The organism is Solemya velesiana gill symbiont (assembly GCF_002020805.1).
GTDB lineage: Bacteria > Pseudomonadota > Gammaproteobacteria > Chromatiales > Chromatiaceae > Sedimenticola_A.
Window position 1 is genome coordinate 1 of sequence record NZ_MPRJ01000016.1, and the last position, 24390, is coordinate 24390.

Sequence of the window (24390 nt, forward strand, 5' to 3'; positions counted from 1 at the left end):
TGCCAAGCCATTCCAGTGGACCAAGAGTGCTGAGAAAATTATTGCCTCGGTGAATAGGGCAAAGAATGCGTTGCCGAATTAACCGCATGGCCCATTAGCCTGTAACGGATAATGGTGTCAGAGTAAACTTTCTGACCTATCCCACACACCTCAGAACATATTTGCTCTGACCCCATTTACTGTTGCTTCTTCACATCCTGCAAGCGACCGGAATCACAAAAACACCGACTCTAAACCTTTGGTGTAGACCACCCTGGGAGATGGATCAACGCGCTTTGACTCACTTATCCATAACCTGAATGCCAATACGATCTCCTGCCGCATACATCACTGAAAAATCAAACTAACACGCTGGCAGCTGGAGGAGATAAATGCATAGAAGAAAGGGCTATCGATACTGGTTGAATCCGGCCTTGATCATATGCAGGGAGGTACCCTGCTCAAGAGAGGCATTCCTGGAAGCCTATACAGCGTATTGGAACATGAAGCGCCAAGAAAAATCACAGGCTACGCGCACATCGACCTGATTGATGGGAAACACAGCCAAGTACGAACCGGTTAACCGAAGAGCGAGTCGTTAACCAGGATCTCAGCTAGTTTCATGGAGGTGCACATGAATAGGCAATCCGGACTCACCTTGATCGAACTCAAGCGAGTCTTCGACCTTGTGAAAGATTTTGGGACATCCAAGTCCCCAAAATCGACTCAGCCTTCGACAACCTATTAGTGCCCCGGACGTTCTGGTCACCGACCGCTACGCGATAACATCGCAAGCTCGTTACCGCTCCACAGTCGCCTCCCAATGACTACACGCCGTGTTCGGATGCCTACTTTGCTTCTAGTGATCGTCGCTATCCTCGCGGGCATCGCTTTGCCGGCGTATACCAAATATATTTCTGAGACGAGCATCTCCGTTGTCAATAGCAACTACAAAAATGCCGTCAAAGCGGTTAAGGCTGAGCAGTTCCGCCTGATGCGGCTCCGCGAACGCCTCGGCGATCGCTTTAAATATCGGAGCCCGGACTACTTCTTCGGCCGGGCGGATAATTGGATCCCACACATCATCGATCCAAACGGCCGTAAGGCGCCAGGTGGCGGTCCTGCCTTTATCGTCGACAAAGGAGGCACCCAAACCGGTGCCATCGGCGTAGAAGTCGGCACCGGAGGCATGGGCACGGCATACGTCAATCTGTACCGTCCGGCCTATGCTCCGAGCGGTCAGAATGACGGTTTCACGTGGGAGATGTCACGGATAACACCATCCGGCGATATTATCGTGCGACATTAACGAAAGAGCCAATTCCTACTATCAGCGAACGTCCTACATGCGTTGAGGAATCCAATGATCCTGTTCATTGGTAATTACAAGAATATAATAATGGGCTCCATGGGGTGCCCCGCTTTGTTGCGCACCCCTGAGCACAAACGTTATACAGAAATAAACCCTCGCCAAAGAAACTCATAAGTAGTTAAGGTTTCGAATATGGAATACGAGAAAACATCTAGAAATACTGTCAAAAGAGGTCGCAAAAAAGCGAGTTATGACAAGGATGCTATTCATTCAATTTTGGATACGAATGAAATATGCACCGTTGCATTCAATGTCGACGGTAAAGCATATGCTCAGCCAATAAATTATGGTCGTTCTGATGATTATTTGTATCTGCATGGTTCGACGAAAAATCGAATGACTTCCGCCCTGATGAAAGCCGGCGAGGTATGCCTCAGTGTTATGAGCCTTGACGCCTTGAAGCTCACAAGATCGGCTTTCCATCACTCGGTGAAATTTCGTTCTGCTGTTGTTTTTGGGGAGGTCAGAGAATTAACAACAGAAGAGGATAAGCTGGAAGGGCTTAAGCGCATCATCAATCACTTTGTCCCTGGCAGGTGGGATCATTGCAGGAAACCAAACTCAAAAGAGTTAAAAGCGACAAGAGTGCTCGAAATAAAAATTACCTCTGCTTCTGCAAAAATAGCCGACTCTCCGCCTCTAGATGAGCCGGAGGACTATGCGTTGGATTTTTGGGCAGGAACCATACCGGTTAAAACCGTGTATGAATATCCTATTCCAGATGAAAACCTGAAAAATGGCGTAGAGCTTCCATCTCACGTGCTGGAGTTCTATGAAGAGAAGAAACTAAAAAATAGGCGCGGTTATTGGGCGACAATAGTTTGTACATCCCAATTACAACTAGCAGGCCCAGAAGCTGTTGCGCTATTTTGGTCCGCTAACCTGAAGTGTTAGTCACACTCAACCACACAAGGCTTACCATTGGCACCACACTCTCCCCGCATGACAACACCCGTGGTCTTCACGCCGGGCACCCTGCATACACTGCGGGTACGCATAATAAGTTTTGACCCACCCTCATAGCCGCAAGCGATCTTGTACAAGCCATTCTTTTGAGAGACCGCGACACTTGTCTGTTTGCGCTTCTTGATCTCTGCGGTGGATACCGCGCAGCTATTGTAGCCCATGAACTCACCGTCAGCGGACTCCCACATCGAGGTGAACTTGCGGCGTTGTACTCTCTTATGCTGTCACACAGCTCGGATTTCTTGGCGCCTTTGTCACGCTCGAAACCACATTGGAGATCAAACAAACGCTTCATTTCAGCTTCAGACGGACAATCGCCAATCTGCCTGTCCTGGGAGATATCAGGGCACTGAATCATGTTGCCGGCCACAGCGGAGCCTGAAAGGAGAAGTGCGGTGATGCCAGTCACCAGAACAGAAGCGCGGTGATTCATAATTGACTCCATTGTTTGCAATCAAAGTTATATCGCGGGACAACCCTGATTTTCTAAATACGTATTCTTAACGAAACATCTGCTGTAAATCCCATGCCCTTCGGGAAAATACTCCATAATCGCCGCTGTATAACGATCAAACGGGTTCTCAATACGCTTGATCTTCCGCCTCTTCGTCCTCGGCATATCGTAGGTGTTCAAACTCACGGTGAAGGGCACCGGGTAGTCGGTACCGAACAACAGCTTGTGATGTACCTGGGTCTGCTCGGAGAGATGCCGCAGCGCTCTTGCTCTCAAGGGTGCAAGAATGGCCGAGATATCGGCATAAAGATTCTCTTCAGACCCCAGCAGCTCAAGCAGGCGGTAGTAGTCTTTATCGAAATAGGCCGGCTTCTTTGAAAGGTTCCGCCAGATCATCGCCTTGTGCTCGACCCGCTCCAAGCCCATGTGAGCCGCAATCACTTTGACACCGGCTTCCAGTGGCTGACGCAGCATTTCGATCCGTTCGTATTCTGCAAAAGAGTCGATGCTGTATTCACTGCCGATGTGGATGATCAGCGGTATGCCCTTCTCTTTGAGCTTCTCGTAGTAGGGACCGAACCGGGGATCATTGAGATCCACACCCCAGTAGATCTGCAGAAACTTCGCCCCCTTGCAGCCCCGCTCGATGTACTCGTCGATCAGTTCCAGCGCATTAGGTCGGAGCGGATTGATGGAGAAAAAAGGGATGATGCAGTCGGCGTATTCATTGGCAACATCCAGCACATCTTCTGTAGTGGCGCAGACGGTCTTGTCGCGATGTATCTCTCTGCCCTTGTGATCGAGACGGCTGTCCACGCCGAAGAGACAGAGTTTCTCGACTTGTTGTGAATTTCTCACCGAGTTGGTCAGGGCAGACACATAAGCTACGTAGGGGTTACGGGCTAGGGCTTCGTAATCGATACCCAGCCCCTTGCCAAAAGGACGCATCGCAATTCGATCGTAGAAGCGATCGAAGCTCACCTCAGGACTGAGCAGGTGCGTGTGTATATCGATGGTCTTCATCCCTTCTCTCCCATCATCTCCGCGGCCAACTGCCTGGCGCTGTTGTAATCGTTTTTTCCGCTGCCGAGTTTGGGTATGACATCCACCTTCAAAAGTTCTGAAGGCTGCATCAGCGGGTTGAGCTTGCAGTTGCGGATATGTTTCTGCATCTCCTCACGGGTCATATCACCCGCAAACAGCAACACCACCTGCTCGCCCTTCTTATCGTCTGCAAGGGTAGTGGCCAGTATCTCCACCGCTTCCGGCAGCCCTTCGCCGATCCCTCCTTCCACCGCGCCAAGACTGATCATCTCGCCGCCGATCTTTGCGAAGCGGGAGTAGCGGTCCACGATGGTGAGAAAACCGTCTGCGTCGATATGTCCCTTGTCCCCCCAGTCAGAGGGATCAATACGATCCGGAATATTGACGCTGGCCACCGGAGAGGTTTCCGTAGCACCGTAACCCTCGTAGATCGGTTTGTGGAACTTGAGCTGAAAAGCATCTGCCACCTCGAGATTCAACCGTTCAGCGCCGGCCACCACCAGGCGGATGGAGTCGAGCATCAGCGGATGAACACGCTTGTTGCGCACGAACAGGCGCAGAAAGGTGGAGGTGCCGCAAAACACCGCAGCCTGGTAACCGGAGATCGCCTTGGCAATATTCAGGGCATCGGTGGGATCGGGATGGCAGATCGCCGGCATCCCCTCCACCAGGGGCATGAAGCCCGTGACGGTAAGACCGAAGGCATGGAACAGGGGCAGCGTGGCCATCACCCGGTCGTCGTCCTGAACGTTCAGGACATCGGAGATTTGGCGGATGTTGCCCATGATGTTGCGGTTAGTCAGCACCACGCCCTTGGGCGTGCCTTCGCTGCCGCTGGAGAACATGATGGCCGCGGGGTCATCAATGGAGACCGGCTTGCCGAACAACGCATAGAGCCAGCTTGCAGGCAACACCGTTGAACAGAACAGGCAGAAGAGACCTGCTGCACGGCTCACCTTCTCCTTCAGGTCTTCCAGGTAGACCGCCTGCACCCCCTCAAGCAGTGGCGCGAGATCCACGCCCTTCTTCTCAAGCTTGCTGATGAAACGGCGGGAGGTATAAATGCTGCAGATTCCTGCATGCTCAACCGCACCTTCGAGGGCCTTGAGGTTGGCGGTGTAGTTGAGGTTGACCACCGTGCGACCCTGAAGCAGGGCTGCGCTGTTGGTGATGAGCCCGGCACTGGTGGTGGGCAACAACAAAACGATGTTGGGTTCCGGGCTCAGCTTGCCGATCAGACGTGAAAAGGCGAGCATGCCCGCCAGGGTTTTATAACCTGAAAGGGGCTTGCCTTTACTGTCCGCCAGGCAGATACCCTGGCCCGAGCGCTTGGCACCTCGAAGGATTGCCAGCGGCAATGAATCGAGGGTGGCCGTATGCTGGTCCCAGGCCTCGATGGAGAGATCGAATACCTGCTGCTTCACCTGGTGTGCTGTGGCATCCATGGGCATCGGCTTGCCGAAGGCGATGATCACGTCACGCTTCATACCCCCGCGGCGCAGAGTCTGCAGCCGCTCGCTGGAACGGGAGAAGCGACTGCCCCAGAGCCCACGCAGGTAGAAGGGCAGGATGACGCCATCCACGGTACGCTCGAAGCCTTTCCTGAACTCGCCGAGCTGGCCGCTACGGCTGATGGAACCCTCGGGAAAGATGCAGACCACCTCCCCCTGCCTGAGCAGTACGTTGACCTCCTCAAGCGCAGCCTTGCTCTGGCCGCCGGAGATAGGAATCACTCCGGCCAGGTCCAGGATCCATTTCAGGTACCGGCGCTGGTAGATACCCCGGTGCATCACGAAGCGCATCGGGCGCGGGCAGGCGATCTGGATCATGGCCCAGTCGAGCCAACTGATGTGGTTGCCCAGCATCAGCACCCCGCCCTGCTCCGGGATATTCTTGAAGCCGAGTATCTCCATCCGGTAACGGCTGGCAAAGAGCAGCGCCACCAGGTAGCGCATGAAGGACTGGGGCAGCTGGATGACGGTGTAGATGGCACCCACCAGGGCAACCAGTGTCACCAAGTGGAACAGGCCGAAGCTGTCGACACCGCCCAGGGCGAATCCCACCGTCAGGCAGAGGAAGCCGAGCATGGTGATGTTCTGCACCCAGTTGTTGCCGGCGAGCACCGTACCCAGGCGATCTTCACCGGCATGGAACTGGATCAGGGAGTTGAGGGGCACGATGAAGAGTCCGCCGAAGAGGCCGAAGGCGAGGATGTCCGCCCCCAGCCAGAACCTGGACTCCAGCCCTGGCAACAGGGCCAACGCACCCACCATGCCCAGTGTGCCCAGGGGAATCAGTCCCGTTTCGATAAAGTCCCTGGAGGCCCTGTCCGCCATTAGCGAACCGATGATTATGCCGAAGCCGGAACAGGCCAGCAGACCCTGGATGACGGTGGTATTGGTCTCTGCCAGGGTCTCCTTGGCAAAGGCGGGAAAGGAGGCGAGCACCACCTGGGAGACGCCCCAGAAAACCGACAGGCCGACGATGGAGAGCCAGATCACCCGGTTGGCTCGGACAACGCCGAAATTCTGCCTCAGGTAGCGTCCGCTACCGTAACGCTGCCAGTCGAAGGTAAGAGCTCTGTTCTCATGTGCACCTTTACCCAGACGGTAAGTAAGCGCCAACTCAGCTGTGGAGCAAACCACCAGCAGCCAGCCCACCGGAGCAACGGCCTGGAGGATGTCGTCCTGGGCCTGGAAAGCGACTCCCACCAGGTAGTGTTCGAACAGCAGGGAGAAAAAGAAGACCCCGCCCAGCATGGCCACGATAGTCACCGCCTGGACCATGGCGTTGGCCTCGGCCAGTCGCTGGGTGCCCACCATCTCCTTTATGTAACCGTACTTGGCGGGGGAGTAGATTGCACTCTGCACCGCCAGCAGGAAGGTGAGCCCGAAGGCTATTTCATACCGCCCCTGGTAGTAGCTCAGGGTCACCAGCAGGGTGAGGCCCACCGCAACCGCAGCGCTGGCCCGCATGATGCCCGGCTTGGGAAATTTATCGGTGAGAAAGCCCGCCGGGGTGAAGAGCATGACGAAAGGGAGCAGTATCAGGCCGTTGACCACCGCGGTGAGAATGATCTGGAGCTGACCGTCGTAGACTTTAAAGATGGTGTTCTGGATAACGATCTTGTGGCCCAGGTCCACGAAGGTGTTGAGAAACACGATCAGTAAAAACGGTATGAAGCCGGCCAGGCGGTATATCTTGGGCATCACATTTCCCAGTTAGCGTTCATTTCCGCCAATCTAATTCCAAGCATTGCATACTACAACCAATATCCCCATTTTTGCAGGATACCCCAGCCAAGGTATTATTATTCGATACTTTTCTTGAATGATGCGCATGCCCCAGACTAAACAACTCGTCACCGCCCTCAAACGGGCGCTGAAACTCCACGGCAAGACCTACGCCGACGTGGCCGAACAGCTGCAGCTGTCGGAGGCGAGCGTTAAGCGCCTCTTCTCCGAGCAGAGCTTCTCCCTGCAGCGGCTGGACGAAGTGTGCGCCATGCTGGGCATGGAGATCTCCGACCTAGTTCAGCTGATGCAGCAGGAACGGCATGCCATGAGCGGCCTCAGCGAGAAACAGGAGCAGGAGATCGCCGGCGACCTGGAACTGCTGCTGGTCACCGTCTGTGTGCTCAACCGCTGGAGCCTGGCAGAGATCATTGGTCAGTTCCACATCTCCGAAAACCGCTGCATCAACCACCTGGCCCACCTGGACCGGCTGAAGCTGATCGAGCTGTTGCCCCGCAACCGCATCAAGCTGTTGGTGGCCCCAAACTTCAAGTGGCGGGAGAACGGACCCATCCAGCAGTTCTTCCAACAGAAACTTCAAGCGGAGTTCTTCCGTTCCCGGTTCGACCGGGAATCGGAGCGGCTGATCGTCATCAACGGTATGCTCTCGGAGAGCGCCAACCGGCTGTTTCAGCGCAAACTGGAGCAACTGGCCCGGGAGTTCGATCAGCTCAACGACGATGACAGCCACCTGCCTCTTTCCGAGAAAAAGGGTGCCACCGCGGTGCTGGCCCTGCGCCCATGGGACTATGGCCTGTTCAAGCCACTGAGAAAATAAACCCCGTCGCGCTTGAAATCCCACTTTTTTTACCCCACTTGGAATCAAGTACAATAGTCCACCCTATCCATGGTGGTATAAACCATTCACTGCAGTATCGAGGATTCAGCGCGTGGAGCAGATCAGAGGCACAACAATTCTATCCGTCCGGCGTGGCGGCAAGGTGGTGATCGGCGGCGACGGCCAGGTCTCCATGGGCAATACCGTGATGAAGGGCAACGCCCGCAAGGTGCGCCGGCTCTACAAGAGCCAGGTGCTCGCAGGCTTTGCAGGCGCCACCGCCGATGCCTTCACCCTGTTCGAGCGTTTCGAGGCCAAGCTGGAAAAGCACCACGGTCACCTGACCCGGGCAGCCGTGGAGCTGGCAAAGGACTGGCGTACCGACCGCATGCTGCGCCGACTGGAGGCGCTGCTGGTGGTAGCCGACAAGGACGCCTCTCTGATCATCACCGGTACCGGCGACGTGATCGAACCCGAGGAGAGCCTGATGGCCATCGGCTCCGGTGGCCCCTATGCCCAGGCAGCGGCCCAGGCCCTGCTGCACAACACCGACCTGAGTGCCCGGGACGTCGTCGAAAAGGGTCTCTCCATCGCAGCCGATATCTGCGTCTACACCAACCACAACCGGGTCATCGAAGAGCTGGACGCCGAATAACCATGTCTAAAATTACACCCCAAGAGATCGTCCGCGAACTGGACAAACACATCATCGGCCAGTCTGCAGCCAAGCGTTCCGTGGCCATTGCTCTGCGCAACCGCTGGCGCCGGGCCCAGGTCGGTGACGACCTGCGCAACGAAATCACTCCCAAGAACATTTTGATGATCGGTCCCACCGGCGTGGGCAAGACCGAGATCGCCCGCCGCCTGGCAAAGCTGGCAAACGCGCCCTTCATCAAGATTGAAGCGACAAAATTCACCGAAGTCGGCTATGTTGGTCGCGATGTTGAGTCGATCATTCGCGATCTTGCCGATTCTGCCATGAAAATGGTGCGCGAGCAGGAGATGGAGAAGGTACAGGACATCTCCGCCGATGCAGCAGAAGAGCGGGTGCTCGACGCCCTGCTGCCACGCGCCACCACGCCAAGCTGGGAGACCGACAGTTCGTCTCAACGGGACGACTCGACCACCCGTGACAAGTTCCGGATCAAGATCCGCAACGGCGAGATGGACGACAAGGAGATCGAAATCGAAGTCAGCGGCGCCAGTCTCGGCGTGGAGATCATGGCGCCCCCCGGCATGGAGGAGATGACCAACCAGCTCCAGGGCCTGTTCCAGAACATCGGCAGCGGCCAGAAGCGCAAGCGCAAACTGCGCATCAAGGACGCCCTGAAGCTGCTGCAGGACGAAGAGGCGGCCAAGCGCATCAACGACGAGGATCTCAAAATCCGCGCCCAGGTGATGGTTGAGCAGAACGGCATCGTCTTCCTGGACGAACTGGACAAAGTGGCCAGCCGCTCAGAGTACGGTGGCCCCGACGTCTCCCGCGAGGGTGTGCAGCGGGATCTGCTGCCCCTGGTGGAAGGCTGCACGGTCTCGACAAAACAGGGCATGATCAAGACAGATCACATCCTGTTCATCGCATCTGGCGCCTTTCACCTGGCCAAGCCCTCGGATTTGATTCCCGAGTTGCAGGGCCGTCTGCCGATCCGCGTGGAGCTGGACGCCCTGAGCACCGAGGACTTCACCCGCATCCTCACCGAGCCCGACGCCTCCCTCACCGACCAGTACAAGGCGCTGATGGATACCGAAGGGGTGAAGCTGGAGTTCACCGAGGACGGCATCCGACGCATTGCCGAGGTTGCCTGGCAGGTGAACGAGACCACCGAGAACATCGGTGCCCGCCGCCTGCATACCGTGGTGGAACGGCTGCTGGAGAGCATCTCCTTCACCGCATCGGAAGTGCCCGGCACCACCGTGACAGTAGACGAGACCTACGTGAACAACAACCTGAATGAACTGGTGGCCGACGAAGACCTGAGCCGCTTCATTCTGTAAACAGGCGAATTGCATTTTGCCCCTGAGCACAGCAACCCCAGGCGATTCATGGCCAATACTTGCAGGGAACTGTGCTAATCTGCGGCGAAATAGATATTTAGGAGTACAAACATGTCCAAGCATGTACCCACAGAACTGAACCTGCACCGCCAGTCGCGGGTGCTGGAGATCACCTTCGACGACGGTGCCCACTTCAACCTGCCCTGCGAATACCTGCGGGTCTTCTCCCCCTCCGCCGAAGTACAGGGCCACGGCCCCGGCCAGGAGGTGCTGCAGGTAGGCAAGGAAGACGCCACCATCGATCAGATCTCACCGGTGGGCAACTACGCCGTGGCCTTGCACTTCGACGACGGCCACAACACCGGCATCTACTCCTGGGACACCCTCTACAGCCTGGGCGCCAACCAGGAGCAGAACTGGCAAGACTACCTGGCCCGCCTGGAAGCTGCAGGGCACAAGCGCAAAGAACCGAACTGATCCGCTTCGCGCGTAACCGTTTCGCCGAATGAAAAGACCGAATTCTGTTAGAATTCGGTCTTTTCATATATACCATGTAAAATCTCCGCGAACTTGGCGCACCTTTGCGCCCCGCAGTTTATATAGAGAGTCGATGTCATGACGGATGAAAACACCACGCATTTCGGATATAAAAATGTGCGTACAGATGAGAAGCAGGGGCGGGTTAGCCAGGTCTTCGATTCGGTGGCCAGCCGTTACGACCTGATGAATGACCTGATGTCCATGGGCATCCACCGCCTGTGGAAACGTTTCGCCGTAGAATTGGCAGGCATCAAGCGCGGCCAGAAGGTGTTGGACCTGGCCTCGGGCACCGGCGATCTTGCCGCCCGTTTCGCGGGGCTGGTCGGCCCAGACGGCCTGGTGGTGATGACCGACATCAACGCCGCCATGCTCGACGAGGGTCGCAAGCGCATGGCCGACGAAGGCCTGGTGGGTAACGTGGAGTACACCCAGGTCAACGCCGAGAACATCCCCTTCCCGGACAACAGCTTCGACTGCATCACCATCGCCTTCGGCCTGCGCAACGTTACCGACAAGCAGAAGGCACTAAGCGAGATGCACCGGGTGCTCAAGCCCGGCGGCCGGGTATTGGTGCTGGAGTTCTCCCACCCCAACGGGGAACCCTTGAAACAGATCTACGACATCTACTCCTTCAAGCTGCTGCCCATGATGGGCCGGCTGGTGGCCAACGACGAGGACAGCTACCGCTACCTCGCGGAGTCCATCCGCATGCACCCCGACCAGGAGACCCTCAAGGGCATGATGGAGCAGGCAGGGCTTGAGCGCTGCGACTACCACAACATGACCGGCGGCATCGTCGCCGCGCACCGCGGTTTCAAACTCTGAGCCCCCATTGCACCAGGCGCAAAACATGAGCATCTCCGGACTTGCATACGCCACCCTGGAAGAGGCCATCAACCGGTACCTCGCCCTGGATCCTGCAGCCCGGGAAAAGATGGCAGGACTCTACGGCAAGGTCATTGCCTTCGAACTGATGGGCCTCGGACAGACCCTCTACCTGGTGCCCAGCCCCAACCGCCTCCAGGTCTTGTCGGCATACGAAGGCGAGGCGGACTGCACCCTGCGCGGGACACCCATTGCCCTTGGCCTCATGGGCGACCCCAAGGGCAGCACCGAGCAGCTGTTCGCCGGTCAGGTGGAGATCAGCGGCGACACGGATCTCGCTCACGCGTTCGGCAAGATCCTCGCCGCCATGGACATAGACTGGGAGGAGCAGCTCTCCCACTACACCGGCGATATCATCGCCCACGAGATGGGGAACCTGGCCCGCACCACCAGCCAATGGGGCAAGCGCTCCCTGGAGACCCTGGGCATGGACCTGCAGGAGTACCTGCAGGAGGAGATCCGGCTGCTGCCGGTGAAACCCGAGATAGACCATTTTCTGAAAAACGTCGACACCCTGCGCAACGACGTGGAGCGCATGGAGGCGCGAATCAACCGCCTGAAGAACAACATCAACAAGAACAAGGGTGAGAGCAAGTGATAAGGCCCTCCGAAGCACTGCGCCTTCTGCACATCAACTGGGTACTTCTGCGGCATGGCCTGGACGAGGTGATCCTCGCTACCCACCTGTTCCGACCGGTGCGTTTCCTGCTCTACCTCTCCCCCTTCTACTGGCTGCGCCGGGAGAAGCTGCCTGCCTACCCGGTACGCATGCGCCAGGCCCTGGAGGACCTGGGCCCGATCTTCGTGAAATTCGGACAGATCCTCTCCACCCGGCGCGACCTGCTGCCCGACGACATCGCCGACGAACTGGCCAAGCTCCAGGACGCCGTCCCCCCTTTCTCCGGTTCCCAGGCCCGCACCCTGATCGAAAAGGCCTTCGGCCACTCCATCGAAGAGGTGCTGGACGACTTCGACGAGACCCCCATGGCCTCGGCCTCCATCGCCCAGGTACATGCCGCCACGCTCAAGGACGGCAAGAAAGTGGTGGTGAAAGTGCTGCGCCCGGATATCGAGCGGATTATCCGCCGCGACGTCGGGTTGCTCTACATCATTGCCCGACTGGCCGACCGCTACTGGAAGGACGGCAAGCGCCTGCGGCCCGTCGAGGTGGTACAGGACTACGAGAAGACCATCCTGGACGAGCTGGACCTGCAGCGCGAAGCAGCCAACGCCGCCCAGCTGCGCCGCAACTGGGAGGGCAGCGACATCCTGTTCGTGCCCGAGGTCTACTGGGACCTGACCCGCAAGAACGTGCTGGTGCTGGAGCGCATTCACGGTACACCGGTAAGCAACGTGGAGACCCTCAAGACCCAGGGCATCAGCATGAAGCAGCTGGGTGAACAGGGTGTTGAGATCTTCTTCACCCAGGTGTTCCGGGACAACTTCTTTCACGCCGACATGCACCCCGGCAACATCTTCGTGGAGCCCAGCGGCCGCTATATCGTGGTGGACTTCGGCATCGTCGGCTCCCTGACCACCGAGGACCAGCGCTACCTGGCGGAGAACCTGCTTGCCTTCTTCAATCGCGACTACCACCGGGTGGCGGAGCTGCACGTGGAGTCTGAATGGGTGCCCCGGGATACTCGGGTGGACGAGTTCGAATCGGCCATCCGTTCCGTGTGCGAGCCGATCTTCAACAAGCCCCTGAGCGAGATCTCCTTCGGCCATTTCCTGCTCAACCTGTTCCAGACCGCGCGCCGTTTCAACATGGAAGTGCAGCCCCAGCTGGTGCTGCTGCAAAAGACCCTACTCTACATCGAGGGACTTGGCCGCCAGCTCTACCCCGAACTCGATCTCTGGACCACCGCCAAGCCGTTCATGGAGCGCTGGATGCAGGAACAGGTCGGACCCAAGGCGTTCACCCGCAAGCTGCGCAGAAATCTGCCCCAGATGACCGAGCACGCCGCGGACATGCCCCTGCTGGCACACAAGGTGCTGCGGGACGCTGCGGAAGGCCGCCTGGAACTGAAGTGGAAATCCGAGGAGCTTAAGCAGATGCACGAGACCCTGAAGGAGAACCACCACAACACCGTCGCCAGCATCACCGGCGCAGCCATGCTGGTCTCCGGCGCTATGCTGCTCACCCTGGGACCCAGCATTATGCTGCCCGCAACGGTGATCGTAACCTCCGGCATCGGCCTGAGTGTTGCTGGCGCCGCGATCCTGCTCTCTACCTGGATGCGTAGCCTGTAGGAGCCCAGTCCTCTGGGCGATCCGTTCAACCACCAAATTATCGCCATGAGGACACGGCTCCGATAATCATTTTCCCTTCTCCGCCAACCAACATACCCCGTACAGGTTTTAATCCAGCAGATTGTCAGCTAACCTCTGAAAAATAATCAGGAGGAGCGGTATGCCGGCTAAACACTTCCAAAAGGTTGAAGACCTGGGCAACATCATGGTGGACGGTTTCCATCTGATGGGGCTTTTCGTCATCGGCGCGGCCATCATCTGGGCTTCCTGGGCAGAAGTGTTCCGCATAATCGCCGAGGGTCACCCCGGCATCAAGGACATCCTGCTACTCTTCATCTACCTCGAACTTGGCGCCATGGTCGGCATCTATTTCAAGACCAAGCGCCTGCGCCATGCTTGCTGGCTCCGCCATTGCCGCTGAACCGGTCAAGGTCGGCATGGTCACCACCCTTTCGACCAAGGCAGGCTACCTGGGAGAGGATATCCGTGACGGCTTCAAGCTGGCCATGGATCAGAACGGCGGCAATCTCGGCGGCGTGGCCGTGGAACTGATGGTTGACGATGACGGCCGCAAGCCTGGCAAGGGCAAGCAGATTGCCGACCGCCACATCAAGAAAGATGGCGTGAAGATCATGACCGGCATCGTCTTCTCCAACGTCGCCATGGCGGTGGTGCCCAAGGTCGTGCGTGACGACGTGGTCTATGTCAGCCCCAACGCCGGACCCTCCGCCCTGGCCGGCAAGGGCTGCCACGAGAACTACTTCAATGTTGCCTGGCAGAACGACAACCTGCATGAAGCGGCAGGTCAGTATGTCAACGATGCAGGATTCAAGAACGTCTACATACTGGCGCCCAATTACCCCGCCGGCAAGGACGCCCTGGCCGGCTTCAAACGTTTCTACAAGGGCAACATCGCCGGCGAGGTCTACACCAAGCTGGGCCAGTCCGACTACGCGGCCGAACTGGCCAACCTGCGTGCTGCCAAACCCGATGCGGTTTTCTTCTTCCTGCCAGGCGGAATGGGCATCAACTTCATCAAGCAGTACGCCCAGGCCGGCCTGAACCAGAGCACCCCCTGTTCGGCCCCGCATTCTCTTTCGATGAGCGACTGCTCGGTGCAGTGGGCAATGCCGCGGTTGGCGTAATCAACGGCTCCCAGTGGACCCATGATCTGGATAACGACGCCAACCAGCAATTTGTTGCAGCATTCCGTAAAGCCTACGGCCGCACCCCCACCCTTTATGCCAGCCAGGGTTACGATGCGGCAAGGCTGATCGGCAGTGCATTGAAATCGGTGAACGGTAATCTCTCGGATCTCTCTGCCTTCAAAGCGGCGCTGCGCAAGGCGGATTTCGCCTCTGTCCGTGGCGACTTCAAGTTCGGCAACAACCAGCACCCGGTGCAGGATATCTATGTACGCGAAGTGGTAAAGACCGCCGACGGCAAGACCACCAACAAGACCCTGAAGAAGGTGTTCACCGGTCACACCGACGCCTACGCGGCCGAGTGCAAGCTCTGATCTAAGCGATAACGGGGCGCCTTCGCGCCCCGTGTTTCAACACTACATCATCCATGCTGCTTTTCATCGAACAGTTACTCAACGGGCTCCAGCTCGGGGTGATGCTGTTCCTCATGTCAGCCGGACTGACCCTGGTGTTCGGCATCATGCGGGTGCTGGCCACTTTCGGCCTGATCCTCTTCTTCAACGAGCTGACCTGCATCATCTGAGGCCGCCAGCCCCTGTTCATGGATGTACCCCCATGGCTCTCCGGGACCGTTGAACTGATCCCCAGCGCTCCCTATCCCAGCTACCGACTGGCCATCATTGCGGTGGGTATCCTGGTTGCGCTGTTCCTCTACCTGCTTTTCACACGCACCCGGCTGGGCATGCAGATCCGTGCCGGGGCCAGCAACCGCGAGATGATGTCGGCCCTCGGCGTGAACATCAAGCTGCTCTACACCCTGGTGTTCGGTCTCGGTGCCCTGCTCGCCGGGCTGGCCGGCGTCATGGCCGGGCCGATCCTCGCCGTTGAGTCGAGCATGGGCGAGAGCATCCTGATCCTCACTTTCGTGGTGATTGTGATTGGCGGCATCTGGTCCATACGCGGCGCGCTGATTGCCGCCCTCATGGTGGGCATGGTGGATACCCTGGCCGGGTGATGCTGCCTGACCTGTTGCGGCTCTTTCTGCCCGCCGCCACCGCGGACGGCGCCGGCGCCTCTCTCGCGTCCATGTCGGTCTACATCCTGATGGCGGCGATCCTGGTCTGGCGACCCCGCGGCCTGTTTCCCACCCAGGGCTGATCCATGAACGGGCTACTCTCGAGAACCACACTGACCCTCGGCGCCGGCCTGCTGGTATTCCTGCTGCTGCCGCCGGTCATGGAAGCCAGTGGCAACAGCTACCTGGTCTCAGTGTTCAGCCGCATCCTGATCTATGCCCTGGCCGCGGTCAGCCTCGATCTCATTCTTGGCTACGGCGGCATGGTCAGCCTGGGGCATGCCGCCTATTTCGGTGTCGGCGCCTACGTGGTGGGCATACTCACCTTCCACCAGCAGGAGGGGAGCCAGTTGATGCAGTGGCCCCTTGAGTTGGCCGGCAGTGACAACGCCCTGATCATCTGGCCGCTTGCGGTCCTGCTCTCTGCCCTCGCCGCCGCCCTGTTCGGCGCCCTGAGCCTGAGAACCAGCGGCATGCACTTCATCATGATCACCCTCGCCTTTGCCCAGATGCTCTACTACCTGTTCGTCTCACTGGAAGCCTCGAGCGGGTACTCTTCATCTTCCCCAAGCTGGCCGACCGCATGGGGCACTATGGCAACCAGCTCTCCGGCGGTGAACAGCAGATGCTGGCCATCGCCCGGCAATGATGACCAACCCCAAGGTGCTGATCCTGGACGAGGCCACCGAGGGGCTGGCCCCGCTGGTGAGGGAGGAGATCTGGCAGGGACTGGAGATTCTGAAGCAGCGAGGCGAGTCCATCCTGGTCATCGACAAGAACCTGGATGCCCTGCTCAGAATCGCCGACCGGCATCACATCATGGAGAAGGGCCAGGTGGTCTGGCGTGGAGACTCCCCCGAACTGGCCGGTGACGAGTCTTTGGAAAGTCGATACCTCGGCGTCTGAACCGGTCCTTCGATATGGGCATTGTCTACCACGACTTCACCCCGGAACAGCTGCAGACCCAGCACAGTGCTCGCGCCGCCGTGCCCGAGCACCCCCAGATCTTCCAGCGTTGGCAGGCCTGGAGTGAACAATACCGGAAACAGGCTCGCTGCCTGCTCGATATCCCCTATGGCAGTTCGGAGCGTGAAAGGCTCGACCTGTTTCTACCAGAAGAGGAGAACGCCCCTGTACAGCTTTTTATCCACGGCGGCTACTGGCAGGCCATGAACAAAAGCTTTTTCAGTTTCCTGGCACGGGAACTGGTCAGCAAAGGTGTGGCGGTAGCTGTAATCAACTACGACCTCTGTCCTTCGGTCACCCTGGATACGATTGTGGAACAGGCACACCGGGCAACAGTCTGGATCTGAAAAAACGGCAATGAGCACGGCCTGGACAGTGAGCGGCTGCATCTTTGCGGACACTCGGCCGGAGGACACCTCACCGCCATGCTGATGGCGACACACTGGAATGAATTCGCCGCCTCCATTCCCAGCGACCTGGTTAAATCCGGCCTTTCCATCAGCGGCCTGTTCGAACTGGAACCCCTGGTCCACACCGCCATCAACGGCCCACTGGGTTTGGACCTGGAGTCTGCCCGAAGCAACAGTCCGCTTTTGATGGATCCGGCTACGATGGCCCCCCTGGTGCTGGCTGTCGGTGGGAACGAGAGTGAAGAGTTTCATCGCCAATCCCGGGAGCTTATGGAAGCCTGGGGCAGGAAAGGTGTACAAACATCCCTGCTCGAACTGTCGGGACTGAACCACTTCACCATGGTGGAACAGCTTGCTGATCCGGAAAGCCTGCTGTTTCAACAGGCCATGAAGCTGGTCTCAGGATGAGGGCTCGAGTTCAGGCTGCTCGGCCTTGCGGTTGGTAACACCGAAATAGATGCCCATCAGCGTCAGCGCCACGCCCACCGCCTCCAGGGAACTCAACACGCGACCGAAGAAGAGCATGTCCCAGACCCAGGAAAGGGTGGGCTGGAGCAGCAGCATGAGGCCAACTGTCATCGCCTTGAGTCTGGGTATTGCAGAAGTGATCAGCAGCCAGCCGACAACCTGGCAGAACAGGCCATACGCCAACAGCGCCAGGAGACTCTTGGTATTGGGTATGGCGAAGGATTGCTCCTGGGCCAGAAGCAGCAGTGCCAGCACCATGGCACAGATCACACTCGCAACCGTGAGATTTTCAAAAGGCAGGCGCCGCGCCTCCATGCCCTGGACCTTGCGCAGGCTGATCATGTAGCCGGAATAGGCCACCGCGATGATCAGGCCGAGGACGATACCGAGCTGGTACTCGCCACTGAAACCCTGCCAACCCATGCCCACCTGGAACCAGAGTCCCAGCATGGCCAAGGCTGCACCGAAGAAAAAACGCACGTGAAGTGATTCAGCAAACAGCCAGAGGCCGGCCAGTGGCATGATGAAGACCTGGAAATTGGCAAGCAGCGTAGACAGCCCCGGACCTACGATGAGGATGCTCTTGTGCCAGCAGGCGAGATCGATGGAAAAGAAGACACCCGCCAGTACCAGTATCCACCAGAGCCCACGACTCAGCTGGAACCGTTGATGGCGCAACAGCAACCAGCCCATCATCACCAGGGAACCGAAAAACATGCGATAGAAGGCCGAGGCCTCAGCCGGGACATCGGCCACTGTAACGAACACGGGGGAAAAACTGATCAGCGTGGCGCCGGCGGCCATCTGCAGCATCGGTTTTCTATGTTCTTTCGGCTGCATCACGGCCTAGCTATTGGTCCTTTCTTGCTCAGGGGTGTATCGAATCGACTGCAGGAGCCCGGTCCTCCGGGCGATCAGACGCTACAACCTGGCATCGCCCTAGGGACTTTATGCCCGGAGGGTGCTGGGCTGGCTCCTACACCATGCATTATTCTGCATGGAATCTTTCAAGCAGGGATTTCAGGGCCTGACCAGGGCCGCTTCCACTTCATCCCGCTTTGCCTTTCCTTCCAGGACTTCGATCAGTTCCAGGGCGAAATCCATGGCGGTGCCCGGGCCGCGGGAAGTGATCACCCTGCTGTCCCTGATCACCGGCTGCAGATCCACATCCACCTGGGGCAGGTCCATGCCGTCGAGCACACCGGGATAGCCGGTGGCCTTCCTACCATCCAGGAGACCGCTGCTGGCCAGCACCTTGGGGGCCGCGCAGATCGCCGCCGTGTAGCCGCCTTCGGAGTGCATGCGCTTGAGCAGTTCGTGAATTCTCGGGTCGTTGTCGAGGTGGTCCGATCCAGGCAGGCCGCCCGGAAGGATGATCATGTCGAACGCCTGGTCCATTACCTGGTCCAGGGTGGTATCGGGCAGTAGCACGACGCCCCTGCTTGCTTTCACCTCGCCGGCTTCAAGCCCGGCTGTGACTACTTCGATTCCTGCTCTGCGCAGCAGGTCGATAATGGTGACTGCTTCGAGTTCTTCGCAACCTTGGGCGAGGGGGACGAGGGTCCGGGCCATGGGTTCAGCCTCCGTTGAAGTTCGATCATTTCCGATGCGGTGATCAGTTGAACGCCATGCAACCGGGGATCAGCCAGAAGCTCTTTGAGAACCTGGGCAGTTTCCGGGTAGGGATGGCCGATTCCAATGGCGTACCCTTTATCCCGAGCCTTTTTCACCAGCCTGGTGAACTGGGCCTTGATCGCCTCGGGGTCCCGGTTGTTGTCGAGAAAGACATCCCGGTTGGCAGTAGGTACCTCGTATTCACGGGCCAGGAGGTGAGCAACCGATTCCCGGCTGGTGCGGCTGTCGATAAAGAAGAGGCTATCGCGCTCCTGCAGCACCTGCATCAACCAGCCCATGGCGCCGGGGTGGCGTGTCAGCAGACTGCCCATGTGGTTGTTCAACCCCTTGGCATGAGGCACTGCATCCAGCGCATCGACCAGGGTGTTTTTAAAGGTGGTTTCAGTCTGGTGCAGCGTCAGCCCGCCAGGCCCGAGGGGGCTGTCGTCATAAGCCTGCATCGGCAGATGCAGCATCACTTCCTTGCCCTGACGGTTCGCCTCCCTTGCCAGTCGCTTCGCGTGGGGCGTGAGGGGCAGCATGGCATAGGTCACCGGCCCGGGTATGGAGAGTGCCGAGTCCCCCCAGCCTCCGTGATTGCCCATGTCGTCGATGACAATGGCTATGGAAGGAAGTCTCTCCGGGGTGGTATCGGGCTCTTCTGCAGCTGCCCCCCCCTCGCTGAAGACCCACAGCAGAACAGAGAGCCCCGTCGCCAGGCTACGGCGTACGGTTCCTGTTCTTTTGTGGATCATGTACATATCGACTATGACTTCCGTTGAAGAATGTTGAGGCCTTTGAGCAGGTTCAGGGCTTCGTTGAGCTGGTAATCCTTTTCAGCCAGGGGACGGTCGTTGTCGTCTTTCTTCTTGTCATCCGGCTTTGACCCATCGGTATCGCCGTTCTCCAGGTGGCCCGCAAGGTCGGCCTCCTTGATGCCGCCCTCCTTGCCGCCGTTGACCTCCTGAACTTTCAGGTTGGAGAGCACGATATCGGGTTCGATGCCCTCAGCCTGGATGGAACGCCCTGAAGGTGTGTAATAGCGAGCCGTGGTCAGCTTGATCGCGGTGGACTTGTTCACCGGCATGATGGTCTGCACGGAACCCTTGCCGAAGGTACGGCTGCCCATGATCACCGCCCGACGATTGTCCTGCAGCGCACCGGCAACAATCTCCGATGCTGAAGCTGAGCCACCGTTGACCAGTACCACCATGGGAGCGCCTTCGATCACATCATCCGGCGCGGCGCTGAAGTCGAGCTTGGACTCATCCACCCGCCTCTTGGTGTAGACGATATCCCCCTCACTGAGGAAGGCGTCACTGACGGAAACCGCGCCATTGAGTACACCGCCTGGATTGTTGCGCAGATCCAGTATTAGACCCTTCAGACCGTTGCCGGTCTCTGCCTTGAGCTTGCTGATGAGTTTCAGCATGTCCTCGGTGGTACGCGCCTGAAAGCGGGCGATACGAACGTAAGCGTATGCTTCATCCAACAGCCGTCCCTTGACGCTGACCACCTTGATGATGTCACGCACGATGATGATCTCGATCGGCTTGTCCACGCCTTCCCGGACGATACTCAACACGATCTCGGTGCCAGGCTTGCCGCGCATGATGTGAATGGCTTCATCCAGGCTCATGCCCTTGACAGGTTTACCGTCCAGCTTGACGATCAGGTCACCGGCCTGGACGCCGGCACGCTGGGCAGGGGTATCATCGATGGGCGCGATCACCTTGACGAAACCGTCCTCCATGCCCACATCGATACCCAGGCCACCGAACTCACCCTTGGTACCTACCTGCAGATCCTTGTACTCGTCAGCATTGAGATACGAGGAGTGTGGATCGAGGCCGGACAGCATGCCGCGGATGGCGTACTCCAGCAGTTCCCGATCATCCACCGGTTCGACGTAGTCCTGCTTGATGCGGCCGAAGATATCCGCAAAGGCCCGAAGCTCCCGCATCGGCAGACTCTTCCCTTCCGCCTTTTCCGCATTGGCAATCTGACCGAGGGTCATACCCGTGACGCTCATGCCCAGTGCAAATGCCAATACCAATCCCAGGCTCTGCTTCATACCTCTACCTCTGTCTGTCTTGTCAGGTGTTGCATCGAGATGCCGTTGTACTCATCAACCGGCCTCATGCCGACCCGGCTGCCCCTGGATGACTTGCACCATTTTTTGGGATTGACCGGTTTACCATTGTGCCTGATGCCAAAATACACCCCTGAGTTCAGTTGTCCACCACTGTTTCCCACCAATGCAATGGGCTCCCCGGGCTCAACCCATTCCCCTGTCTCCTTGAGCAGGCTCTGGTTATGCCCATAAAGGGTCATGTAGCCATCGCCATGATCGATGATGATCAGGAGCCCAAAACCTCTCAGCCAGTCGGCAAACGCCACACGGCCATGGTGTATCGCCTTGATCTCGCGACCCTCGGGAGTTGAAATCAAAACCCCGTCCCACTTCAGGCTGCCTGCCTTGGTGGTGCCGAACCGCGCTTTGATTCGCCCCTTGGTGGGCCAGCTCAAGCGGCCCTTCCTCTTCTTGAACGGCTTGGCCTTCTCACCCTCCACGGGGGGTGCCATGTACTCTTCCTGCAGCTTGCTGACCAGGGACTTGAGCTGCCGCTCGTTCAATTCCAATCCCTTCAGTTCGTGCCCCTTGCTCTTTATGCCGGCCTTCAGCGCGGCAACAATTTCCTTACGAGCGGCGTTTTTCACCTCAAGCCGCTCCTTTTCTGCCAGCTCTTTTGCCTGCAGCTCCATCAGGCGCGTCTCTTCAGACGTTATCTCCCTTTCGGTTTGGCGTATCGAATCGAGGGTCTGATTGATAGCGGTAATACGCTCGGTACGGGCACGATTGAAATAATCGTAATACACCATGACCCGGCTGACTACGGAGGGATCCTGTTGATTAAGGAGAATTTTCAGCCGCTCCTGCCTGCCCATGGCGTAGGCGGTACGCATTTGCATGGCCAGCTCATGGCGCTGTTCTGCCAGGGCCTGCTGTTGCCTGTTGCGGACATCCCGCAGGGTACCGAGTCGCTTCTGCTGCCGCCCAAGACTGCCGGCCAGCACCCTGAGACGCCGGGCGGAGTGCCCGATCTCCTGCTCTGCCGCACGCAGCTCCGAATCGAGCTCACGACGCTGGCGCTGCTGGGTATCGAGTTCGCTCCTGAGTACCTGGATATTGCGCTGAAGCTGCTGCAGCTCCTGCTCTTTTCCCTGGATCTGCTTGTCTGCATCCCGGGCAGTTAAGGGGCTAGAGGCGAATGCCAACAGAACAGCTGCAATGATCAGGGGTGTGCTGCAGCGATCCTGTACCCCTGCCATCATCAGGCCGCCTGCTCTCCATCTTCTGGGAAACGGATCAGGCTGTGGCCCTTCATCTCCGGCGGCAGCTTGAGATTCATCATGTGCAGCAGGGTGGGCGCAATATCGCACAGGGCGCCATCCTCGAGCAGTTCTGCACTGCGCCCCATGTAGATAAGGGGTACGGGGTTCTGGGTATGGGCAGTGTGGACCTGGTCATTTTCAGGGTCCTGCATCTGCTCGGCGTTGCCGTGGTCTGCGGTGATCAGCAGTTCTCCACCCACCCTGTGCAGTGCGGAGGTTACCCGCCCCAGGCAGTGATCCAGGGTTTCGATCGCCTTTACCGCCGCCTCATAGTCCCCGGTATGGCCCACCATGTCCGAGTTGGCGTAGTTGCAGATGATGGCGTCGTATTTCTCGCTCTCGATGACCTCCACCAGGTGGTCGGTTACCTCGTGTGCGCTCATTTCTGGTTGGAGATCGTAGGTTGTCACCTTGGGAGAAGGCACCAGAACTCTGTCCTCGCCTTCGAAAACCTCGTCCCGGCCTCCGTTGAAGAAAAAGGTGACGTGGGCATACTTCTCGGTCTCGGCTAGGCGCAGCTGGCGCAAACCGAGCTTGGAGATGTATTCGCCAAATATGTTGTTCAGCCGCTCCGGCGGAAAGGCCACGGGAATATCAAATTCCTGGTTGTATTGGGTGAGACTGACGAAGCTGCCAAGCTTGGGGGTCTTCTGGCGTTCGAACCCTGAGAAGTCGGATTTGATAAAGGTCTTTGTAAGCTGGCGCGCGCGGTCGGAACGGTAGTTCATGAACATTATCGTATCGCCGTCTTCTATGGTTACCGACGACTCGCCCTTGGGAACCACGGAGGTCCCTTTCACGAACTCGTCGCTCTCGCCACGATCGTATGCCATCTGCAGGGCAGTGATGGCATCCGGGGCCTGGTAGTCGCATTTACCCAGGGTGAGCATGTCGTATGCCTCTTGTACCCGCTCCCAGCGGCGGTCGCGATCCATGGCGTAGAAGCGGCCAATGATGCTGGCAACCCGACCATTGCCCAGCTCTTCGAAAACCGCGTTCATCTTCTCCAGGGAGGGCATGGCACTCTTTGGCGGCATATCCCGCCCATCCAGGAAGGCATGCATATAGACCCGCTTGGCCCCTCGTTCCACCGCCAGCTTGGCCATGGCGTGCATGTGATCCTCGTGGCTGTGGACGCCGCCGGGGGAGAGCAGGCCGAAGATGTGGACCGCCTTGTCATTTTCGATGGCCTTGTCGACGCCGTCGGTCAGGGTGCGGTTGGTGAAGAAAGAGCCCGTGCGAACCGAGCGGCTCACCCGGGTGAACTCCTGGTAGACCACCCGGCCTGCTCCCAGGTTGAGGTGACCCACCTCGGAGTTGCCCATCTGGCCGGCAGGCAGTCCCACCTCTGCGCCGGAGGTCCGTATCAGCGTATGGGGGAGCTCTTTCCACATACGATCCCACACCGGGGTTCGCGCCATCTTGATGGCGTTGGATTCATCCGCTTCGCTATACCCCCAACCGTCGAGAATGATTAGAACGGCTGGCTTTGCACTGGCTGACATCGATTACAGACCCTCAGAAAAATTACTGGCCCGGGCTAACCCGTTGAAAAAGCGCACTATTAAAACATCTTTGGCCATAGGCGAGAAGTTCAAGAGACAGATTGTTTACGGATTTTCCAGAATAACGGCTATTAATCCTATTAAAAACGGTAAATAGAGGGTGTATTTACTACCTATTTAGGCTGATTTCCATCATCAAACCATTGAAATATCCTTAAATTTACCGTAAAACAGCTTATTATTTTATTATGT

General features: G+C 58.0%; 21 protein-coding genes and 4 pseudogenes. 16 read left to right on the forward strand and 9 right to left on the reverse strand.

Annotation, left to right across the window (positions count from 1 at the left end; translation table 11 throughout):
- The first annotated feature begins 832 nt into the window (after positions 1–832).
- Together BOW53_RS03680 and BOW53_RS03685 are read left to right on the forward strand one after the other, a co-directional pair.
- The gene (locus tag BOW53_RS03680; protein ID WP_135606988.1) at positions 833–1288 is read left to right on the forward strand and encodes a hypothetical protein; all 456 of its coding nucleotides are present in this window, start codon (positions 833–835) and stop codon (positions 1286–1288) included.
- Between the two features lie 195 nt (positions 1289–1483).
- Positions 1484–2245 carry a pyridoxamine 5'-phosphate oxidase family protein gene (locus tag BOW53_RS03685; protein ID WP_078486164.1) on the forward strand — a complete coding sequence of 254 codons (762 nt, stop codon included), beginning with the start codon at positions 1484–1486 and terminating at the stop codon, positions 2243–2245.
- Here BOW53_RS03685 and BOW53_RS03690 read toward each other — a convergent pair.
- From BOW53_RS03690 to BOW53_RS03700, 3 genes are all read right to left on the reverse strand, one after another.
- Positions 2242–2505, reverse strand: a complete 264-nt coding sequence (locus BOW53_RS03690; protein WP_078486165.1) for a hypothetical protein — start codon at positions 2503–2505, stop codon at positions 2242–2244. The two genes, BOW53_RS03685 and BOW53_RS03690, sit on opposite strands and share 4 nt — an antisense overlap.
- 272 nt (positions 2506–2777) lie before the next feature.
- Positions 2778–3794 (reverse strand): amidohydrolase family protein, encoded by a 1017-nt coding sequence (locus BOW53_RS03695; protein WP_078486166.1) that lies wholly within the window; start codon positions 3792–3794, stop codon positions 2778–2780.
- Entirely contained in the window at positions 3791–7024 is a 3234-nt protein-coding gene (locus BOW53_RS03700) for an MFS transporter (protein ID WP_078486167.1), read from the reverse strand. The genes BOW53_RS03695 and BOW53_RS03700 overlap by 4 nt, the downstream gene beginning before the upstream one ends.
- Before the next feature lie 130 nt (positions 7025–7154).
- Between BOW53_RS03700 and BOW53_RS03705 the strand changes: the two genes are divergently transcribed.
- The 14 genes and pseudogenes from BOW53_RS03705 (at position 7155) to BOW53_RS03765 (ending at position 17563) form a co-directional block, all read left to right on the forward strand.
- Positions 7155–7886 carry a helix-turn-helix domain-containing protein gene (locus BOW53_RS03705; protein ID WP_078486192.1) on the forward strand — a complete coding sequence of 244 codons (732 nt, stop codon included), beginning with the start codon at positions 7155–7157 and terminating at the stop codon, positions 7884–7886.
- A gap of 112 nt (positions 7887–7998) precedes the next feature.
- Entirely contained in the window at positions 7999–8541 is a 543-nt protein-coding gene (gene hslV, locus BOW53_RS03710) for an ATP-dependent protease subunit HslV (protein WP_078486168.1), read from the forward strand.
- 2 nt (positions 8542–8543) lie between these two features.
- Positions 8544–9881, forward strand: coding sequence for an ATP-dependent protease ATPase subunit HslU (gene hslU / locus BOW53_RS03715; RefSeq protein WP_078486169.1), 1338 nt, complete (start codon positions 8544–8546; stop codon positions 9879–9881).
- Positions 9882–9992: 111 nt separating this feature from the next.
- Complete coding sequence (locus BOW53_RS03720; RefSeq protein WP_078486170.1) at positions 9993–10358, forward strand: gamma-butyrobetaine hydroxylase family protein; 366 nt, start codon at positions 9993–9995, stop codon at positions 10356–10358.
- A 138-nt stretch (positions 10359–10496) separates the two neighbouring features.
- Complete coding sequence (gene ubiE / locus BOW53_RS03725; protein ID WP_078486171.1) at positions 10497–11246, forward strand: bifunctional demethylmenaquinone methyltransferase/2-methoxy-6-polyprenyl-1,4-benzoquinol methylase UbiE; 750 nt, start codon at positions 10497–10499, stop codon at positions 11244–11246.
- Positions 11247–11271: 25 nt separating this feature from the next.
- Positions 11272–11904 carry a ubiquinone biosynthesis accessory factor UbiJ gene (locus BOW53_RS03730; RefSeq protein ID WP_078486172.1) on the forward strand — a complete coding sequence of 211 codons (633 nt, stop codon included), beginning with the start codon at positions 11272–11274 and terminating at the stop codon, positions 11902–11904.
- Positions 11901–13559 carry a ubiquinone biosynthesis regulatory protein kinase UbiB gene (gene ubiB / locus BOW53_RS03735; protein WP_078486173.1) on the forward strand — a complete coding sequence of 553 codons (1659 nt, stop codon included), beginning with the start codon at positions 11901–11903 and terminating at the stop codon, positions 13557–13559. The genes BOW53_RS03730 and ubiB overlap by 4 nt, the downstream gene beginning before the upstream one ends.
- 160 nt (positions 13560–13719) lie before the next feature.
- The gene (locus BOW53_RS03740) at positions 13720–13980 is read left to right on the forward strand and encodes a phosphate-starvation-inducible PsiE family protein (protein WP_078486174.1); all 261 of its coding nucleotides are present in this window, start codon (positions 13720–13722) and stop codon (positions 13978–13980) included.
- Between the two features lie 16 nt (positions 13981–13996).
- Positions 13997–15078 (forward strand): annotated as a pseudogene (locus BOW53_RS03745) (ABC transporter substrate-binding protein).
- A 53-nt stretch (positions 15079–15131) separates the two neighbouring features.
- Positions 15132–15862 (forward strand): annotated as a pseudogene (locus tag BOW53_RS03750) (branched-chain amino acid ABC transporter permease).
- Between the two features lie 78 nt (positions 15863–15940).
- Positions 15941–16279, forward strand: a pseudogene (locus tag BOW53_RS13045) (ABC transporter permease subunit); the annotation flags it as partial.
- Between the two features lie 38 nt (positions 16280–16317).
- Positions 16318–16685: pseudogene (locus BOW53_RS13050) on the forward strand (ATP-binding cassette domain-containing protein); the annotation flags it as partial.
- A 14-nt stretch (positions 16686–16699) separates the two neighbouring features.
- Positions 16700–17092: an alpha/beta hydrolase gene (locus BOW53_RS03760; protein WP_078486176.1), complete on the forward strand. Its 393-nt coding sequence runs from the start codon at positions 16700–16702 to the stop codon at positions 17090–17092.
- 78 nt (positions 17093–17170) lie between these two features.
- Entirely contained in the window at positions 17171–17563 is a 393-nt protein-coding gene (locus BOW53_RS03765; protein ID WP_078486177.1) for an alpha/beta hydrolase family protein, read from the forward strand.
- Here the strand turns inward: BOW53_RS03765 and BOW53_RS03770 are convergent.
- The 6 genes from BOW53_RS03770 to gpmI form a co-directional block, all read right to left on the reverse strand.
- On the reverse strand, positions 17555–18463 hold the full coding sequence (locus tag BOW53_RS03770) for a DMT family transporter (protein ID WP_078486178.1): 909 nt from the start codon (positions 18461–18463) through the stop codon (positions 17555–17557). The genes BOW53_RS03765 and BOW53_RS03770 overlap by 9 nt on opposite strands.
- A 180-nt stretch (positions 18464–18643) precedes the next feature.
- On the reverse strand, positions 18644–19195 hold the full coding sequence (locus tag BOW53_RS03775; protein WP_078486179.1) for a DJ-1 family glyoxalase III: 552 nt from the start codon (positions 19193–19195) through the stop codon (positions 18644–18646).
- Positions 19102–19992: a divergent polysaccharide deacetylase family protein gene (locus tag BOW53_RS03780; RefSeq protein ID WP_172838754.1), complete on the reverse strand. Its 891-nt coding sequence runs from the start codon at positions 19990–19992 to the stop codon at positions 19102–19104. Before BOW53_RS03780 ends, BOW53_RS03775 begins: the two co-directional genes overlap by 94 nt.
- A gap of 11 nt (positions 19993–20003) precedes the next feature.
- Positions 20004–21311, reverse strand: coding sequence for a S41 family peptidase (locus BOW53_RS03785; protein WP_078486181.1), 1308 nt, complete (start codon positions 21309–21311; stop codon positions 20004–20006).
- Complete coding sequence (locus BOW53_RS03790; protein WP_078486182.1) at positions 21308–22573, reverse strand: murein hydrolase activator EnvC family protein; 1266 nt, start codon at positions 22571–22573, stop codon at positions 21308–21310. The genes BOW53_RS03785 and BOW53_RS03790 overlap by 4 nt, the downstream gene beginning before the upstream one ends.
- Positions 22573–24138, reverse strand: coding sequence for a 2,3-bisphosphoglycerate-independent phosphoglycerate mutase (gene gpmI, locus BOW53_RS03795; RefSeq protein WP_078486183.1), 1566 nt, complete (start codon positions 24136–24138; stop codon positions 22573–22575). Before gpmI ends, BOW53_RS03790 begins: the two co-directional genes overlap by 1 nt.
- Between the last annotated feature and the right edge of the window lie 252 nt (positions 24139–24390).